Raw genomic sequence first — 17,000 nt, forward strand, 5'->3', positions numbered from 1 at the left:
CCGCGGGCGAACCTGGCGAGGTCCGCGGCCGCCGCCGCGCTGCCCGACCGGCCGACGTCCCGCGCCCGCGCACCCGGAAAGCACGCAACCCACGCCCGCGCCCGCGCACCCGGAACACGCGCAACCCGCGCCCGCGCACCGGGAACGCTCAGCCGGCACCCATGCACCCGGAAACACGCGCAACCCGCACACCGGGAACGCTCAGCCCCCACCCGCGCACCCGGAACACGCAGCCCACGCCCGTGCACCCGGAACGCTCAGCCCGCGGCGTCCGAGCTTTCCGAGTCTTCCGGGACCTCCGCGAGGCACAGACCGAGCTGGGTGTAGATCTCCAACTGGTCGAAATACTCCCGATGGGTCTTGATCTTGCCGTCCTCGATGAAGGACGCACAGGTGCCCCGGAAGGTGACCGGGCGACCGGTCCCGTCCAGCTCGCGCCCGCTCGGCAGCAGGATCGGCCCGAGGTGCGTGCCCGTGGCCGTCCACTCCACCATCATGGGCGCGTCACAGCCGGTGGCCTCGTACCACACCAACAGCTGGAAATCGGGAAAGCTCTTGAAGACCTGCTCGTACATCCACCCGATCTGCTCATGTCCCTCCGCGATCCCGAAGGGCGAGACGAGCACGGCGTCCGGGCTGAAGGTGTCGAGTAAGGCCTCCAGATCGTGTTCGTTCAGCGCTCGGGCCAGCCGGCGTTTCACTTCCCACGCATCGGACATGGCGACAATCCTTTGACGATCGGTTTGCAACGCTGCCTGACAACGTTACCCAGCAGCCAGTCAGGAGTCTGTCACGCTTACGCCGCCGGAACACCACACATGGGTCCCAGTTTTTACACATTTGCGCGGTTTTCTTACACCGGTTCCAGCGGCGGCGTGTCGAGAGTCTCCAGGTCCCCGGCCGCCGCGTGACCTGTGCCTTTGTGGGTAGGCCAGTCACAGCAGAGGTCCGAGGGGGTGGCAGGGATGCGATCATCGATCAGTCTCGGCCGTGTGGGCGGGGTCCCGGTCGGGCTCAACATCAGCGTCGTCGTGATCGTCGTGATCCTGGTGGTCGGCCTGGCCTTCGGGCGTTTCCCCATCGCCTTCCCCGGCCTGTCCACGGCGGCGTACGTGCTGGCCGCGGTGGTGTCGGCACTGCTTTTCCTGGCCTCGCTGCTGGCCCACGAGGTGGCCCACGCGATCGTCGCCAAGCGGCACGGGCTGGGGGTCAACGGCATCACGCTCTGGCTGCTCGGCGGGGTGGCCGAACTGCGCGGTGAGCCCCGCTCCCCCGGCGCCGACCTCAAGATCGCCGGGGTTGGGCCGCTGACCAGCGTCGTGCTCGGCGGCCTGTTCGCCCTGGTGGCCTGGGGAGTCTCGGCCATCGCGGCGCCACCGCTGATCAGCGGGATGTTCGCCTATCTGGCCGTGGTGAACGTGCTGCTCGCCGTGTTCAACCTGGTGCCCGCCGCACCGCTGGACGGCGGCCGGGTGCTGCGCGCCTTCCTGTGGGCCCGCTGGCACGACCGCATGCGGGCCGCCGTGGCCGCCGCCCGGGCGGGCCGGGTCTTCGGCTACGTCCTGATCGCGCTCGGCTTCCTCAACCTCGTCTCCGGCCTCGGCCTCCAGGGATTCTGGCTGGCCCTGATCGGCCTGTTCCTGGTGAACGCGGCCACCGCCGAGGAGCAGCAGACGCAGATCGACGCCGCGCTGCACGGCATCACGGTGGGCGAGGTGATGTCGCGCGACCCGGTCGTCGCGCACCCCGACGAGACGGTGGCCGGCCTGATCGACCGGCTCGTGCTGCGCCGTCACCTGTCCACCTATCCACTGCTGGGCGACGACGGCCGGTTCGCGGGACTGGTGACCCTGGGCCGCGTCCGGCGGGTGCCACCCGACGACCGCGCGATCACCCGGCTGCGCGACATCGCGTGCCCGCCGTCGGACGTACCCACCGCGCACCCCGGCGACCAGCTCACGGAGCTGCTCCAGCGAATGAGCGGCGACGCGGACGGCCGGGCCGTGGTGCTCGACGACGCCGGACGCCTCATCGGCCTGGTCACACCCACCGACATCAGCCGGATCATCCAGACGGTGGATCTGCGGGCGCGCGAGCCGTACCGGACGCCGCGCGGCGCCGACCTCGCCCCGCCGCCGCCCGCGGGCCGTACGCCCGGCGGACCTGATTCCGGAGGCCCTGCTTCTGGAGGCCCGGCTCCTGGCGGAACCGTCCCGCCATCCGGTCGCCGCGACGCCGCCTGAACGCCGCCGGCTCCCGCGTCAGCCGAGAGCAGTCGTAACGGATAAGGGCAGGCTCTCAGGGAGGTGGGGACATGACGATCGTCGACGACACGGCGGCCGAACGACGGCGGCTGCGGTTCGAGCGGGACGCGCTGCCGTACATCGACCAGATCTACGCCGGCGCCCTACGGCTCGCGCGCAACCCCGCCGACGCCGAAGACCTGGTGCAGGACGTCTACATGCGGGCCTTCAGCAACTTCCATCAGTTCCGCGAGGGCACGAACCTGCGGGCCTGGCTCTACCGCATCCTGACCAACACCTACATCAACACCTACCGCAGGCAGCAGCGGCAGCCGCAGCGGTCCGCGGCCGAGGACATCGAGGACTGGCAGCTCGCCGAGGCGGCCTCGCACACCTCGTCGGGGCTCAAGTCCGCCGAGGTGGAGGCTCTGGAGGGGCTGCCCGACTCGCGGGTGAAGCGCGCGCTGCAGGAGCTGCCCGAGGACTTCCGGATGGCGGTCTACCTCGCCGACGTGGAGGGCTTCGCCTACAAGGAGATCGCGCAGATCACCGACGTCCCCATCGGCACGGTCATGTCACGGCTGCACCGGGGACGCCGGCAGCTGCGGACCAAGCTGGAGGACTACGCCGCCGAGCTCGGTCTGCTCCGGTCGGCGAGCGCCGCCGCACCGGACGGCCAGAAAGCCCAGGACGCCGAAACGCCCTGAAACGAAAGGAGCTCAGGCGTCCGCGTGCTCGGGGCTCTCCAGCCGGAAGAAGTTGCTCGGGCTGCCGTCCTTGCGGTGCTCCTGGTAGATGAAGTTGAGGTCGCGCTCCTCGAACGTCCTGAACCACTCGTCCCAGGAGATCTCCTTCAGGTCTTCACCGCCGTATCCCGGAAAGTCGAACCGGAGGACGCCTGGGCGGCCCTCGTGCTCGCTGCCGGGAACGGTGGCGGGCTTGGCGCCCCGTTCCCCGGCCCACCGCCTGATGACCTCGTGGTCGGTCGTGATCAGGCTGCGTCCGGGGCGCTCCTCGTGCTCCTCGGCAGAGGAGATCTCCTGCTCGTACTTGTGCTCGCCGGTGACCGGGTGGTGCTGCTCGGACATCTCGCCACCTCCCCTTTGGTCGCCCTACCCCGCGCCACCGGCCCTACCCGGGGCCTTCCCCGGCAGCCGCACCCACGCGGGGGACTCCTCCCCCGGCGCGTACGCGGAGTCGAGGCGCTTGCCCACGACGCCGGGCAGGCCCTGCTCGGCCGCCGCCCGCCGCACCGCGCCCGCCTCCCCCGGCCAGGACGGCGCCGTCTGCCAGCGCGGCCCGCCGACCGCGAGGCCCTCCAGGCTCGCACGGCGGCGCTCGAACGGCTCGCCGAGCAACGACCGGCCGTCGTCGTAGAGCAGGTCGTAGGCGACGTAGACGGGGGTGCCGGCGATCGTGACGACCTCGCCGTCCAGCACGACGGCCCTGCTGCCCAACGACTCGGCGAGCGGGCGCAGCCAGCGGTGCTCCCCGGTGACGTCCGCGCCGCCCGCGTCGCGCAGCGTGAGCCTGCCGCCCTCCACGTACGCCGGCGCCCGCGTGCCGCCCCACCAGAACTCCCAGGCGTACGCCTCGGGGTCGCGGGGCACCCGGGCGCGGGTCACGGGCGTCATCGGCGCGAGCGAGGCAGGCGGGGGCTCCCACTGCCCGTCGGGCGGGTCCATCCGGTGGATCATCCAGTTGCGTCCCCGGGTCCGGAACAGCACGTAGCGGCCCGTGACCCGGGAGCCGCTCAGCACGATCTTGACCTCGCGGTCGCTCCACTTCTCGGTCGCGTAATGGCCGCGGTCCCAGATCGTCATCGTGCCGCCGCCGTACTCGCCCTGGGGGATCTCGCCCTCGAACCGGGCATATTCCATCGGGTGGTCCTCGGTGTGGACGGCGAGGTGGTTGGTCGCGGGGTCGGGCGGCAGGCCCTTGGGGATGGCCCAGGAGACCAGCACCCCGCCCCGCTCCAGGCGCAGGTCCCAGTGGAGGGAGCGGGCGTGGTGCTCCTGGATGACGAACGTGTCGTCCTCGCCCCGCGGCAGCGGCCCTTCGGCGGGGATCGGCTCGCGGGTGCGCGTCGCGTCGCGTTTGGCCCGGTAGGTCTCGAGTTTGTCCGCCATCTCCGTGGTCCTACCCACGGCATGACCCACTGTGGGTGACAAGCGTGTCACCTTGTAGCGACATGTCCGGTTAAGGACTTCGTGACCACTTGGTGATTGGGGGTGGCTATCGTCGCCCAGCATGAGTTCAGCGATCAGGTTGACCGCCGGCGCCACGATCGTGGCCCTCGGTCTCCTCCTGCCCGGCACCCCCGCCACAGCGGCCCCGAGCCACACGGTCAAGATCACCGTCATGGCCAGCTCCGACATCCACGGAAACGCGCTCAACTGGGACTACTACAAGAACGCGGAGTACGACGACAGCGCGCACAACGACGTCGGCCTCGCGAAGATCTCGACGATGGTGTCGAAGATCAGGGCCGACCGCGGCGCCGACCACACCCTGCTGTTCGACTCCGGCGACATCCTCCAGGGCACGCCGCTGGACTACTACTACGCGAAGGTCGAGCCGATCACCTCGACCCACGCGACCCACCCCATGGCCAAGGCCATGAACGCCATCGGGTACGACGCCGTGACCCTGGGCAACCACGAGTTCAACTACGGCCTGCCGCTGCTCGGCGCCTGGGTCGAGCAGATGAAGGCGCCCGTCCTCGGCGCGAACGCCGTCTCGGCCACGACCGGCCAGCCGGCCTACGAGCCGTACATCATCAAGACCATGAAGGTGAAGGGCGAAAAGCCGATCAAGGTGGGCGTGCTCGGCCTCACCAACCCCGGCGTCGCGATCTGGGACAAGGCGAACGTCGACGGCAAGCTGAAGTTCCTCGACCTCGTCGCGACCGCCAAGAAGTGGGTGCCCGTCATCCGCGACCACGGCGCCGACGTCGTGCTGGTCACCGCCCACTCGGGCGACGACGGCATGTCTTCCTACGGCTCGGAGCTGCCCGTCGAGAACGCCGCCGCCCTGGTCGCCGAGCAGGTGCCGGGCATCGACGCCGTCCTGTTCGGCCACGCGCACAACGAGGTGCCCCAGCGCTTCGTCACCAACAAGGTCACCGGGCAGCAGGTGCTGCTGACCGAACCCAGCAAGTGGGGCCAGCGCCTCAGCGTCGTCGACTTCACGCTCGACAAGCAGCGCGGGAAGTGGACGGTGACCGGCAAGTCGTCCACCACGCTCAACACCAACACCGTGGCCGAGGACCCGAAGATCGTCGCCCTCATGAAGGAGGCGCACGACAAGACCGTCGGCTACGTCAACAAGGTCATCGCCCAGTCGTCCCAGGAGCTGTCGGCCGCCGAGTCGCCGTACAAGGACACGCCGATCCTCGACTACATCCAGAAGGTCCAGACCGACCTCGTCAGCAAGGCCATCGCCGGCACCGCCGACGCCTCGCTGCCCGTGCTGTCGATCGCCGCGCCGTTCAGCCGCACCGCCGTGTTCCCGGCCGGGCCGGTCAGCGTCCGCGACATGGCCGGGCTGTACGTCTACGACAACACGCTGCTCGGCATCAAGCTGACCGGTGCCCAGATCAAGGACTTCCTGGAGTATTCGGCGAAGTACTTCGCCCAGGTCGCCCCGGGCGCGCCGATCGACCTCGGCACGCTCACCAACGCCGGCGGCACGCCCGACTACAACTACGACCAGCTCTCCGGCGTGACGTACGACATCGACATCTCCAAGCCGGTCGGCCAGCGCATCGTCAACCTGGCGTACCAGGGCCAGCCCGTCACCGCCGACCAGCAGTTCGTGGTGGCCATCAACAACTACCGCCAGTCGGGCGGCGGCGGCTTCCCGCACGTCTCGACCGCCCCGGTGGTCTACAACGCCCAGGTGGAGATCCGCCAGGCGCTGATCGAGTACGCCGCCGCGACCGGCACCATCGACCCGGCCTCGTTCGCCGAGCCGAACTGGAAGCTCGTCCGCGACGGGGTTCCCGTCTTCTCCGAGTGACCTTCACGGAGTGACATTCGGGGGTGGCCCATCCCGGGCCGCCCCCTTCTTCGTTGAGCGGTCGTGCTCGGAGGGCGTTTTCACTCCCCATAGGTGATCGTGGAACGCGCGCATCGACGGTTCGTCGAGCCCGCCTGCGGAAAGTCTCCGCAACATCGCTTCGCTGCCGCGGCGCCTCACCTGCGGATTCAGGGCGCCGCAGCGCTCGGGATCAGTGTTGCGGGCCCGGCGAGCCCTCGTGACCGGGGCCTCCGTCCGCCTCGGCGAAGCCACCAGCTCGCGAGTCTTCACCCGGATGCGCTCTGGTCTCTTGCTTCCTGGTAGCGCGCCCAGCCTTCATCGAGAAGCCGGAACCCCGCGTCGATGGTCGATTCCGGATTCGCCTCGTGGGTGGCGCTGAGCTGGATCTGCAGAGCGAAACGGACGTAGAAGCGGATCTCGTCGGTCGGCTCCGTGTACCCGAACTCCTTGGTGATCGCGGCGACGAGGGCGTCCTCATGGCGGAACCACATCTTCTCCGCGTAATCGATCAGGGCCGGCGTCTCTTCCATGAGGGTGAGGATCTGGCGTTGGGGCCCGGACCTCATCGCGGCGATCTCGGAGAGGTAGTGCGCCTTCAGCGCGTCGGAGATCGTCGTCCCCGGCGCCCGGCCACTGACCGCGGCCACGAGGCGCTCATGCCGTTCGTCCTCGTCGCCGAAGACAAGCGCCTCCTTCTGCGGGAAATGCGTGAAGACCGTCTTGGGTGAGACGTCCGCCTTGTCGGCGATCTCGCGAACGCTGACCCCGTCGAAGCCGCGCTCGAGAAAGAGTGCCATCGCCGCGTCCAAGATCGCCGCCCGCGTTGCCGCCTTCTTGCGTTCCCGCCGTCCCACGGCCGTTCCGTCAACCATGACCAGATCCTACTAGTCCCGAGCTACAACTACATTGACGGTAAAAGTAGTCTCGATATAGTAAGTGTGCGAGTGAAGTTATCGGGTGGCTGCGATCCCCATGCTGCGCCGCCTCGGCACGACCCCCTGCACCGACCCCGGCGCCCAGCGCCGACACCGGAAAGGACCATGACCATGGGCGGCAACATCGACTCGTTCTCGAGCCTGGAACGAAACGAACCCGCGAACGACGCGAAGCCCGAAGCGCTCGTCTCCGACGCATGGCGGCCTTGGCAGCACCGAACCGCGGGAGCCTTGCTCATCGCGGGGCCGATGATCTTCTTACTCGCCGAGTTCATCGCCGCCGCGGCATGGACGGATCCGCCCTACAGCTACACGTACCACTTCATCAGCAATCTCGGAGTCCATGGGCCCTCGACGCTGTTCGGGCAGTACATGTACTCACCACTGGCATGGGTGATGAACACCGGCTTCTTCCTGTTCGGGATCCCGATTCCGGCCGGTGTGGCCGTGCTGCGCGGTCTACACGGCCGGTACCGCTGGGCAGCGCTCGCGCCCGCGACGCTGCTGGCCGCCGGCGGCGTCCTGCTGGGACTGTTTCCCGGATCCGGCGAGGCGATGAACGACGGCACCGGCGACTTCCACGCCTTGGGCGCCCTGGCAGGCTTCGTCGGCGGAAACGTCCTGGCCATCGCGCTCGGGAGCATGCACCGACGCGTCGGGCTCTCCCTGAAACTCGGGCGGACGCTGGTCACGGTCGGCGCGATCGGCCTGGTCTCGATGGTGGCCTACTTCGCCGACCTCATCTCCGGGGCCAACGTCCTCGTCGGCCTCATCGAACGCGGCGCCGTCCATCCGTTCCTGCTCGGCCTCATCTGCGCGGGGGTCGCCCTCTGGCGTGGGTACAGCCGCCCCTCGGCGACCGGCTGAGCCGGGTTGTTCACTGCCCGCGACCCAGCACGATTACGCCCTCATCTCCCGATACAAGATCACATTCGGGATCCGAGGCACCCTCTTCCAGCCCCACCCTTATCCACGAGAACAGGTGAGCCGCGAGCGTGGGGTGGAGGTCTCGCCAGCGAGGCGGAGGCCCACCGCATCGCGGTGCGCATGCGCCGGGCGGCCATCGCCTCCCACCTGCTGTCGGCCGTCCTGCTCGCGGCCGTCACCTGCTTCTCCGGCGAGACCGTCGGCGGCTCGACGCGACGGGCGGGACGTTCGAGGACTCCCTCAGCCGTCTGACCCGACAACCAGGAGGTCCTGGCCGGCATCAAGGCGTTCCTCCGCCTGGTCAGAGCCGAGACGGCGTAGCGCAAAACCGGAAATTCCCGATTGTGTGGACGGTCCTGTCACTGCCCGATAACCTCTGCCGGGTCAAGATTGTCGGATCTTCAACAACAGGGGCGGGGACGGCGTGACGCGCTCGTGGAGGGAGCTACCCACGGGCCGTGTCGTGCATCTGCACGCGGGGCGAGACGTGCATGCGCCCGCGAGATCGGACGAGCAAGCGCGCGCAGGACAAGACGTGCACCCGCACGCCGGCCAGGACGCGTACCCGCAGGCACGATCGGACGTGCATCTGCGTGCGGGACAGAACCCGCCTCTGCACGGCGACTCGGACGTCGTCGCGCTGGCGCTCGACCCCCTGCCCGACGACGCGCCCGCGCTGGTCACCTACGTCCCCCACCCGGCTTTGATCCCCACGTCCCTGACCCCTGCGTCCCTCGCCTCCGCGCCCCTGACCCCCGCGGACCTGGTCGCCGACGTGCTGCGGGAGCTGGAGCACGCCGCGCTGGCGATGTTCCCCGCCTGGCTGCAAGAGGCCGCCGGCATCACCGGGTCCGGCGGCGCGGCCGTGCCCGCCGTCCGCGCCCTCGCGCTGCGTACGGGCTCGGCCAGCAGGCACTTCGCGCCCTTCCTCGCCGACCTGGCCGAACGCGCCCTGCGCGAGCGGGCCGCCTCGGACAGGTTCACAGCCGGGGGCACGGGCCGGGTCACGGTCGGAGTCACGGACAGGTTCACGGGCGGCGTGACGTCCGGAGGCCGTACGGCCGGCCGGGCCCGCACGTTCCCGCCCGAGATCCGTGCCGCCGGGCTGGCCCGGGTGCTCCGCGCGGGCTACCGGCGGCCGGAGGCCGCGATCCTCGTGCGGGTTCCCTCCGGTCTCCCGCCCGCCGCCGAGGAGGTGCTGGTCACAGCCTGCGAATGGCTCGCCCAGCACGGCGGGTTCGGCGTCTGGCTCACCGGACCACCCCCGCGCGCCGTCGACCGCATCGAGTCCGTGGCCGCCCCGATCCCCGACGATGTGGCGGCGCTCATCCACGGGATCGAGCCGGGCGACGCCGAGGAGTCCGACCTGCCGGCGCTCACCTATCCGCCTCTCGCCGGGCTGCCGCACCCGGGCAGTGCCGCCGAACGACGGTTGGAGGCGGCGCTGTCGCCGTGCGACTGGGCGGCGGGCCGCGAGTGGAACCAGCTCCACGCCTCCGGACCGCTCAACAACCCGATCCGCGTCGACCTGCTCTGGCGTGCCGAACGATGCGTGGTCGAAATCGACGGTCCCGAGCACCTCGGCCCGCTCCGCCGCGCCGCCGACATACAGCGCGACGAGCGCCTGCGCCGGGACGGCTACGCCGTCCGCCGATTCACCAACGAGCAGGTGCTGAAACGTCTCAGCACCGTGCTCGCCGAGTTGGAACGCTTCCTCCACCAGTGCCGCAATGGAACGTTCGAAGGGTCACCCCATGCCTGACAAACCCCTGTCCTTCTCCGCGACCTGCGCCCTGCTGATCCTGATGGCGGAAGACCGGGAGATGCCCAATCCCGAGCTCAAGGAGAAGTACGGCGTCACCATCACGGGCAAGGAGCGGACAACCCTCAACGAGGGCGGATTCGTCACCAGCCGGAAGACGGGGCGCTCCTTCAGCCACGTGCTTACCGACAAGGGCTGGCACCACGCGTCCGAACTCGCCCGGGACGGCATCAGCGCGCCGGGCACCGGTTTCGCGGCGGCGGCGGTCAAGGCCCTCGTCGGCAACCTCCAGCGGCACATCGTCCGGAGCGAGCACAGCCTCGCCGAGATCTACAGCCGTCAGGAGGACCTCCTCACTGAGGTGAACGAGGCGCCGAAGGCAGAGACGACGCCAGAACCGATCGCACAGCCCCCGATCGCCCAGCCCCCGATCGCACAGTCACCGATTCCGCAGCCGCCGGTCGCACAGACGCCGGTCGCACAGACGCCGGCCGCCCAGCCCTCAGTCGCTGAGACGCCGACCACGGAGACGTCGATCTCCGGGACGCCGACCGCGCAACCGCCGGTTCCGCAGCCGCCGGTCGCACAGCCCTCGGTCGCTGAGACGCCGACCACGGAGACGTCGATCTCGGAGACGCCCACCGCGCAACCGCCGATCGTGGAGACCCCGCCCGCGAGCGTGCCCGCACTCTCGTCCGAGGACATCGAGACTCTGATCCGCAAGGCGTACGCGCAGCTCGCTGACAAGCCGAACACCTGGGTGAGCCTGACCCAGTTGCGTCCGCTGCTGGGCGACGCCCCCAGGGACCAGGTCGACACCGCCCTCCGTCGCATGATCGCCCTGCCCGACGTGCGTCTCGTGCCCTGGGAGAGCCAGAAGAGCCTGTCTCAGGCTGATCGGGACGCCGCCGTCGTCATCGGTGACCAGCCCAAGCACCGCATTCTGATCGGAGCATGATGACCGGCAAGGAACTGGACGCTCTGGCGGCGTTGAGGTTCAACTACGCCAATGTCCCCGACGACGTGTGGCGGCCGTCGCCGTTCCACGTCGGCACTCTGCACCGGCAGACCGCGCAGACCGTCCTCGACGGGTTCATCGAGGCCGAGGAGAGCGCCGACGCGAGCCCCATCGGCATCGTCATCGAGGGACAGCGCGGCTCCGGCAAGACGCACCTGCTCGGCTGGGTCCGGCAGAAGGTGCACGAGGAGGACGGCTATTTCTTCCTGGTGAGCCTGCTCGACGCCAGGAGCTTGTGGGAGAGCGTGCTGCTGTCCATGCTGGACAGCCTTTCCCGGCCGATCCCGGGATCGGGGACCCAGCTCACCGAGCTTCTGTGGCGGCTGTGCCTGCTCGCCGAGATCCCGGAAGAAGCACGCCGGTCGCTGACCGGTGAGGCGCCGCTCTCCCGGCAGGACCTGGACGACTTCGTGCGCGCCCTGCGCCGGTACGACCGGCACGTCGGCGGCGTCGCCCAAGACGTCGCCAGGGCGCTCGTCCTGCGCGCGGCCGACGACCCGTCCGCGCAGGACGTCGGAGACGCCTACCTCACCTCGGCGCCGGAAGGAGAACCGGGCGAGCGGGCCGGCTGGGGTTTCACCACGATCGTGAAGTCCCCTCAGGAGATGGTCAGGGACCTGTCCCGCCTGATGGCGCTGACCGGTCCTTCCGTCATCGCGGTGGACCAGATCGACGTCCTGCTCGCACAGTCGTCCGTCGCCATGGCGGGAGACACCAGGGACTCCTGGCAGGAGGCGCTGGTGCTCGAGCAGATCGCGGGCGGTCTGATGACTCTGCGCGAGGTGACCCGCCGGACGCTGACCGTGCTCTCCTGCCTTCCCGCGACGTGGGAACTCATCCGCACGAAAGCCATCGATACGGTGCAGGACCGGTTCAAGGAAGCCGTGCCGCTCGACAACATCCCCGATGCGCGAACGGGCATCGAGCTGATCGAGAAGCGGTTCAGCGCGCAGTACGGCGCGGTCGGCTTCACCCCGCCCTATCCGACGTGGCCGGTGAAGCCGGAGGCGTTCGAGGAGGCGTATCAGTACACGCCTCGTCAGTTGCTCATCCGGATCGACAAGCACGTCCGGTCGTGCCTGGCGAGCGGACAGGTCGTGGAGCTGGAACGGCTGACCGGCTCCCAGCCAGTCAGGGTCGTTCCTGTATCTCCGCCGCCGCAGCCGGAGCCCGACTTCGGCGCGCTCGACAGGCGGTTCGCGGAGTTGCGGCAGCGTGCGGACGTGGTGGACGCGCTTGACCCGATCACCGAGGACGTCGTGATGCCGGGGCTGCTGTCGGCCGGACTGTCCGCCTGGATCGCCGAGCAGGGCGAGGACGGGCGCCTGTTCACCCAGGACCCGCCCCCGAGCACGAAGCCGCCCCTGCACGCGCGCCTGCGGCGGACGCTGGACGAGGCGACGGAGAACGAGGCCCACTGGTGCTTCCGCGCCATCTCGGCGTCCCATCACACCGCCGCGCTCAACCGGCTGAAGGCCGCGTCCACGGCGGCCGGGCTCGACGAGCGGATCCCCGCGCGCAAGCTGTTCGTGCTCAGGAACCAGAGCTGGGCCAAGGGACCGGCCACCCAGGCGGCCCTGGCCGCCTTCGAGCAGGCGGGCGGCCGGGTGCTCCAGGTCGAAGAGGACGACCTGCGGATCTTCTCGGCGCTTCGCACCCTGCTGACGGAGAACTCGCCGGACCTCCGGGCGTGGCTCGTCTCGCGTAAGCCGACGAGCGAGGTGAAGCTGTTCGCGGAGGCGCTGGGCGACGCGGCCGTTCCGCGTGTGTCCGACTCCGTCACCGGAAGGTCCGCCCGGTCGAACCGGGCGCAGGACCGCCCCCGGCGCACCGCCAACCCCGAACGGCGTCTGCTCCGCCGGGAGGCGGTGCCGGGACTCACGACGCTGCCGTTGACCGAAGCGCCCTCCCCGGCCTCCGGCACCACGCCGTCGCCCGCCACCGGCAGCGCACCGTCCCCCATCACCGACAGCGCGCCGCCGCCCGCACAGGACACCGCGGCGTCCCCCGCCACGGGCATCGCCCCGCCCCTGGCCACGGACATCGCACCGTCCCCCATCACCGACAGCGCGCCGTCCCCCGCTCCGGACACCGCGGCGTCCCCCGCCACGGGCATCGCCCCGCCCCTGGCCACGGACATCGCACCGTCCCCCATCACCGACAGCGCGCCGCCGCCCGCACAGGACACCGCGGCGTCTCCGGTCACGGGCATAGCGCAGCTCCCGGCTACGGAGACCGCACCGCAGCCGGCCACCGATGGCGAGTCGCCTCCGGCTTCCGGGGATGTGCCGGAACCTTCCGATACGGGCGTCGCGAGTTCCGGCGGCCTGACCCTTGGTCCGGCCGTTCCCGATCTGCAGGTCTGGCCGCCGCTGCCCGCCCCTGAGGCGTCACCGGTCGAAGCACCGGCCCCGGAGATGCCGACTGTGGAGATTCCGGCCTCGGAGCTACCGGTGGTGGAGGCGGCGGTTCCCCGGCCGCGAAGGCCGCTGTCGGCGGATGAGGACCCGGCGTCGCCGTACCTGACGATCGGGGCGGCGACCGCGGACGGCCGGCCGGTGCGCGTGCACCTGGAGACCCTGCGCAAGCACACGGCGATCTTCGCCGGATCGGGCTCCGGCAAGACGGTGCTGATCCGCCGTCTCGTGGAGGAGTGCGCCCTTCAGGGGGTCTCGGCGATCGTCCTCGACGCGAACAACGACCTCGCGCGGCTGGGCGACCGGTGGCCGGAGCCACCCGCGGAGTGGGGCGAGGGCGACGCGGCCAGGGCCGACGACTACCTGGCCAACACCGACGTGGTGATCTGGACGCCGCGCAAGGAGGCGGGACGGCCGCTGAGCTTCCAGCCGCTGCCCGACTTCGGCAGCGTCGCCGACGACCCGGACGAGTTCGGCGAGGCGGTGGACGCCGCTCTCGCCGCGCTCGTGCCCCGGGCGAAGCTGGAGGCCAAGACAGCAAAGGCGCATCTCGGCCAGGCGGTGCTCCGCGAGGCCGTCGCCCACTACGGACGGCGCGGCGGCACGAGCCTCGCCGGCCTGATCGCCCTCCTCGACGACCTGCCGGACGGCGTGAGCACTCTCGAAGGCGCGCCCAGGCTCGCGACCGAGATGGCCCAGCACCTGAGGGCGGAGACGATCAGCGATCCCCTGTTCGCGGGGACCGGGACGCCCGTCGATCCGGGCGTCCTGCTGACGCCGCCGGAGGGCAAGCGGGCCCGTGTCTCGGTGATCAGCCTCACCGGCCTGGCCTCCGACCAGCAGCGGCAGGGCTTCGTCAACCAGCTGCAGATGGCGCTGTTCTCCTGGATCAAGCGGCATCCCGCCGGAGACCGGCCGCTCGGCGGGCTGTTCGTGATGGACGAGGCCCAGACGTTCGCGCCGTCCGGTACGACGACCGTGTGCACCCAGAGCACGCTCGCTCTCGCCGCGCAGGCCCGCAAGTACGGCCTGGGGCTGGTGTTCGCCACCCAGGCGCCGAAGGGGCTGCACAACCGGATCACGGGCAACGCCGCCACCCAGTTCTTCGGCCTGCTCAACGCGCCGGCCCAGATCACGGCGGCGCGGGAGCTGGCCAGGGCCAAGGGCGGCGACGTCCCCGACGTGGCGCGGCTGCGGTCGGGCCAGTTCTACGCGGCGTTCGAGGGCGGGTCGTTCACGAAGGTCCGTACGCCGCTGTGCCTGACCCACCACCCGAGCAGCCCCCTGACGAGCGAGGAGGTCGTGGCCCGGGCGAACCGGTAGGGCGCCGCCGCCCGTGCTCCCTGCCCGTGCTCCCTGCCGCCGCCCGTCCTTCCTGCCGCCGCCCGTGCTCCCCTTCCGGCGGTCTATCGCCGGAAAGCGGCGCCACCGGCGGCGGCGATCGCCACCGACAGGACGATGACGACGGTGAGCGTGCCCAGGGGGTTGCGGTGCCGTACGGGCGCGATCGCGCGCATGGCCGGCACACGGTAGACCGGTGACGGCGACGGAGTGGGCCGCGGCGTCGGACGAGGGCGCGGGGACGGCGCCGCCACGGGCGGCCGGGCCACGGCCACCACCCGGTGCGGAGCATGCCGGGGCGTCGGTGCGGGCTTCTCGGGAGCCGGTGGCGGAGGCTTCTGGGAGGGCGCGGGCGGCGGCACGGGCCTGGGTGACGTGCAGCCGGGCCGTCCGATGCCGACCTCGGCGTGCAGGCCGATGAGCACGTCGACGTCGAGGCAGACACCGACCCGCAGGCCCGGTCCGTCCGGATCGGGTGCCGTGAGGGACACATCGGCCGCTGCCCGCACCATCCCCCGGGCCACCGTGCCGCCCGCGCCCGTGTCCTGCCGCTCGGCCCGCACCTGCTGCTCGGCCGCCGGGGCGGGAGCCGCCGCGGCCGGCACGGCGCAGGCCGGCACGGCACAGGCCAGCGCGGCGCAGGCGGAAACGGCCGCGACCGCGACGGCCACGCGCGGGCCCGCCGTCCTGCCCATGTCAGTGGCCCTCGGGGATCCGCTGGAACTCGTGCAGGGCGCTCACGAACGCGTCGGGCTGCACCGCCAGGCCGCCGCTGAAGGGGTGGGAGATGTTCCACGCGAGATAGACGCCGACGCCGAGCAGGACCGCCATCGTCAGCACCGGCACGAGCGTGAGCCCCCGGGGCCGCGCCCCTGCCAGGAACGGGAAGACGATGACCAGGACGCCCGTGAGCACCGTCAGCAGCATGACGCCGGGGGGCGGCTCGGTGCCCGCGTCGGCGGCGCGCTGCCGCCGGGCGGCGGACATGTCCGCCATCCGCTCCAGCACGGCGTCTCTGGCGTCGCGCGCCTCGTCGGTCGTGACCGGCAGTTCGGTCACGTGGGCGCGTAACGCCTCCAGCCGCGCCGATCCCTCGCTGCCGAGATGTCCGGCCGCCATCTGGGGCCACTCGTCCTCGACGACGTATCTCGCGTACTCGCGGAGCCCCTCGCGCACCTGGGCGGCGTCGGGGGCCGGGAGCGGCGCGGCGGCCCAGTAGGCCTCCACGAGCGCGTGGGTCTCCGCGTAGGTGTTCTGCCGCGCGGAGTCGGCCGAGGTCCACGGCACGACGATCGCGATGGCGAACACGAGCAGGAACAGCGAGGAGAGCATCGACCCGGCGTGACCGGCGGACGCGCCGCCGGGATCGCGGTCGTCGGTGCCCCGGCCCAGCGCGCGGAAGAGAAGGGCCGCCACGGCCACCAGCCCGACGGCCGCCGCGACCGCGAGTACGCCCAAGAGCATGACATCTCCACAGACACTTTGCCGATTACTTGTGGTGACATGACTATCACACGAAGTAATTATTGACCAGCCAAGACAGGCAAGTCACGGCGCGGCCTGCCCGGCCGGGCGGGAGAGGTCATGGCAGGATCGGCGCGGAGGTGATCGCATGCGCGTGGTGATCGCGGGCGGACACGGGAAGATCGCCCTTCGGCTGGCGCGCCTGCTGAGCGGGCGGGGCGACGCGCCCGTGGGGCTGATCCGCAACCCGGACCAGGTCGCGGACGTGGAGGCGGCCGGCGCCGAGGCGGTGGTGTGCGACCTGGAGCGGACCACGCCGGAGAAGGTGGCCGAGATCCTGCTGGGGGCGGGAGCCGTCGTCTTCGCCGCCGGGGCGGGGCCCGGCAGCGGCGTCGCGCGCAAGTTCACCGTGGACCAGGGCGCCTCGGTGCTGCTCGCCGACGCGGCCGAACGGGCCGGGGTGTCCCGCTTCATCCAGATCTCCTCGATGGGCGCGGGATCGCCGCCCGCACCGGGGAGCGACGAGGTCTGGGCGGCCTACATCACCGCGAAGACGGCGGCGGAGGAGGACCTGCGCGCCCGCCCGCTCGACTGGACGATCCTGCGGCCCGGGCGGCTCACCGACGAGCCGGGCACCGGCCTGGTGACGCTCGCCGACCCGCCGCTTCCCCCCGGTTCGGTGCCGCGCGACGACGTGGCCGCCGTGATCGCCGCACTAATCGACACACCGGAGACGCGGCTTCGCGTCCTCGAACTCATCGGCGGAGGCGTGCCCATCGACGAGGCCATACGGCTCGTGCTGATGTGACGACCGCACAGCGGCGTTTTCAGGACCGTTACCCAAACCGCCCC

Annotated in this window: 15 protein-coding genes; 9 read left to right on the top strand and 6 right to left on the bottom strand. The window is 70.9% G+C overall.

What is annotated here, in order from left to right; translation table 11 throughout:
• Nucleotides 1-257: 257 nt before the first annotated feature.
• A complete protein-coding gene (locus OHB01_RS01090; RefSeq protein WP_142648607.1) occupies nt 258-719 on the bottom strand; it encodes an ester cyclase in 462 nt (153 codons plus the stop codon).
• A gap of 246 nt (nt 720-965) precedes the next feature.
• Here OHB01_RS01090 and OHB01_RS01095 point away from each other — a divergent pair, with 246 nt between their 5' ends.
• Both OHB01_RS01095 and OHB01_RS01100 read left to right on the top strand, forming a co-directional pair.
• On the top strand, nt 966-2,243 hold the full coding sequence (locus OHB01_RS01095) for a site-2 protease family protein (protein WP_142648606.1): 1,278 nt from the start codon (nt 966-968) through the stop codon (nt 2,241-2,243).
• A 71-nt stretch (nt 2,244-2,314) separates the two neighbouring features.
• Nucleotides 2,315-2,950, top strand: a complete 636-nt coding sequence (locus tag OHB01_RS01100; RefSeq protein WP_142648605.1) for a sigma-70 family RNA polymerase sigma factor — start codon at nt 2,315-2,317, stop codon at nt 2,948-2,950.
• A gap of 12 nt (nt 2,951-2,962) precedes the next feature.
• On the opposite strand, the gene OHB01_RS01105 is transcribed toward OHB01_RS01100, so the two are convergent.
• Both OHB01_RS01105 and OHB01_RS01110 read right to left on the bottom strand, forming a co-directional pair.
• Complete coding sequence (locus tag OHB01_RS01105) at nt 2,963-3,331, bottom strand: hypothetical protein (protein WP_142648604.1); 369 nt, start codon at nt 3,329-3,331, stop codon at nt 2,963-2,965.
• Nucleotides 3,332-3,355: 24 nt separating this feature from the next.
• Complete coding sequence (locus OHB01_RS01110; RefSeq protein ID WP_328854809.1) at nt 3,356-4,372, bottom strand: DNA polymerase ligase N-terminal domain-containing protein; 1,017 nt, start codon at nt 4,370-4,372, stop codon at nt 3,356-3,358.
• Between the two features lie 121 nt (nt 4,373-4,493).
• Here OHB01_RS01110 and OHB01_RS01115 point away from each other — a divergent pair, with 121 nt between their 5' ends.
• Nucleotides 4,494-6,263, top strand: coding sequence for a bifunctional metallophosphatase/5'-nucleotidase (locus tag OHB01_RS01115; RefSeq protein WP_142648602.1), 1,770 nt, complete (start codon nt 4,494-4,496; stop codon nt 6,261-6,263).
• A gap of 287 nt (nt 6,264-6,550) precedes the next feature.
• Here the strand turns inward: OHB01_RS01115 and OHB01_RS01120 are convergent, their stop codons facing one another.
• Nucleotides 6,551-7,156 (bottom strand): TetR/AcrR family transcriptional regulator, encoded by a 606-nt coding sequence (locus tag OHB01_RS01120; protein ID WP_142648601.1) that lies wholly within the window; start codon nt 7,154-7,156, stop codon nt 6,551-6,553.
• A gap of 174 nt (nt 7,157-7,330) precedes the next feature.
• Here OHB01_RS01120 and OHB01_RS01125 point away from each other — a divergent pair, with 174 nt between their 5' ends.
• The 5 genes from OHB01_RS01125 (at nt 7,331) to OHB01_RS01145 (ending at nt 14,666) form a co-directional block, all read left to right on the top strand.
• Nucleotides 7,331-8,086 (top strand): DUF998 domain-containing protein, encoded by a 756-nt coding sequence (locus OHB01_RS01125; protein WP_142648600.1) that lies wholly within the window; start codon nt 7,331-7,333, stop codon nt 8,084-8,086.
• A gap of 180 nt (nt 8,087-8,266) precedes the next feature.
• On the top strand, nt 8,267-8,398 hold the full coding sequence (locus OHB01_RS01130) for a hypothetical protein (protein WP_328854810.1): 132 nt from the start codon (nt 8,267-8,269) through the stop codon (nt 8,396-8,398).
• A 283-nt stretch (nt 8,399-8,681) separates the two neighbouring features.
• Nucleotides 8,682-9,908, top strand: coding sequence for an endonuclease domain-containing protein (locus OHB01_RS01135; RefSeq protein ID WP_328854811.1), 1,227 nt, complete (start codon nt 8,682-8,684; stop codon nt 9,906-9,908).
• Nucleotides 9,901-10,866: a hypothetical protein gene (locus tag OHB01_RS01140; RefSeq protein WP_328854812.1), complete on the top strand. Its 966-nt coding sequence runs from the start codon at nt 9,901-9,903 to the stop codon at nt 10,864-10,866. The genes OHB01_RS01135 and OHB01_RS01140 overlap by 8 nt, the downstream gene beginning before the upstream one ends.
• Nucleotides 10,863-14,666, top strand: coding sequence for a helicase HerA domain-containing protein (locus OHB01_RS01145; protein WP_328854813.1), 3,804 nt, complete (start codon nt 10,863-10,865; stop codon nt 14,664-14,666). Before OHB01_RS01140 ends, OHB01_RS01145 begins: the two co-directional genes overlap by 4 nt.
• Before the next feature lie 83 nt (nt 14,667-14,749).
• On the opposite strand, the gene OHB01_RS01150 is transcribed toward OHB01_RS01145, so the two are convergent.
• Together OHB01_RS01150 and OHB01_RS01155 are read right to left on the bottom strand one after the other, a co-directional pair.
• Nucleotides 14,750-15,379, bottom strand: coding sequence for a hypothetical protein (locus OHB01_RS01150; RefSeq protein ID WP_147944328.1), 630 nt, complete (start codon nt 15,377-15,379; stop codon nt 14,750-14,752).
• 1 nt (nt 15,380) lies between these two features.
• Nucleotides 15,381-16,148 (bottom strand): DUF4239 domain-containing protein, encoded by a 768-nt coding sequence (locus OHB01_RS01155; protein ID WP_142648596.1) that lies wholly within the window; start codon nt 16,146-16,148, stop codon nt 15,381-15,383.
• A 148-nt stretch (nt 16,149-16,296) separates the two neighbouring features.
• Here OHB01_RS01155 and OHB01_RS01160 point away from each other — a divergent pair, with 148 nt between their 5' ends.
• Nucleotides 16,297-16,956, top strand: a complete 660-nt coding sequence (locus OHB01_RS01160) for an SDR family oxidoreductase (protein ID WP_142648595.1) — start codon at nt 16,297-16,299, stop codon at nt 16,954-16,956.
• The last annotated feature ends 44 nt before the right edge of the window (nt 16,957-17,000 follow it).

The sequence above is a fragment of the Microbispora hainanensis genome (assembly GCF_036186745.1).
Classification (GTDB): Bacteria; Actinomycetota; Actinomycetes; order Streptosporangiales; family Streptosporangiaceae; genus Microbispora.

Bases quoted from the DNA above. Each gene is read 5' to 3' on its own strand.
- OHB01_RS01090 (WP_142648607.1), bottom strand. From the start codon at position 719: ATGTCCGATGCGTGGGAAGTGAAACGCCGGCTGGCCCGAGCGCTGAAC.
- OHB01_RS01095 (WP_142648606.1), top strand. From the start codon at position 966: ATGCGATCATCGATCAGTCTCGGCCGTGTGGGCGGGGTCCCGGTCGGG.
- OHB01_RS01100 (WP_142648605.1), top strand. From the start codon at position 2,315: ATGACGATCGTCGACGACACGGCGGCCGAACGACGGCGGCTGCGGTTC.
- OHB01_RS01105 (WP_142648604.1), bottom strand. From the start codon at position 3,331: ATGTCCGAGCAGCACCACCCGGTCACCGGCGAGCACAAGTACGAGCAG.
- OHB01_RS01110 (WP_328854809.1), bottom strand. From the start codon at position 4,372: ATGGCGGACAAACTCGAGACCTACCGGGCCAAACGCGACGCGACGCGC.
- OHB01_RS01115 (WP_142648602.1), top strand. From the start codon at position 4,494: ATGAGTTCAGCGATCAGGTTGACCGCCGGCGCCACGATCGTGGCCCTC.
- OHB01_RS01120 (WP_142648601.1), bottom strand. From the start codon at position 7,156: ATGGTTGACGGAACGGCCGTGGGACGGCGGGAACGCAAGAAGGCGGCA.
- OHB01_RS01125 (WP_142648600.1), top strand. From the start codon at position 7,331: ATGGGCGGCAACATCGACTCGTTCTCGAGCCTGGAACGAAACGAACCC.
- OHB01_RS01130 (WP_328854810.1), top strand. From the start codon at position 8,267: ATGCGCCGGGCGGCCATCGCCTCCCACCTGCTGTCGGCCGTCCTGCTC.
- OHB01_RS01140 (WP_328854812.1), top strand. From the start codon at position 9,901: ATGCCTGACAAACCCCTGTCCTTCTCCGCGACCTGCGCCCTGCTGATC.
- OHB01_RS01145 (WP_328854813.1), top strand. From the start codon at position 10,863: ATGATGACCGGCAAGGAACTGGACGCTCTGGCGGCGTTGAGGTTCAAC.
- OHB01_RS01150 (WP_147944328.1), bottom strand. From the start codon at position 15,379: ATGGGCAGGACGGCGGGCCCGCGCGTGGCCGTCGCGGTCGCGGCCGTT.
- OHB01_RS01155 (WP_142648596.1), bottom strand. From the start codon at position 16,148: ATGCTCTTGGGCGTACTCGCGGTCGCGGCGGCCGTCGGGCTGGTGGCC.
- OHB01_RS01160 (WP_142648595.1), top strand. From the start codon at position 16,297: ATGCGCGTGGTGATCGCGGGCGGACACGGGAAGATCGCCCTTCGGCTG.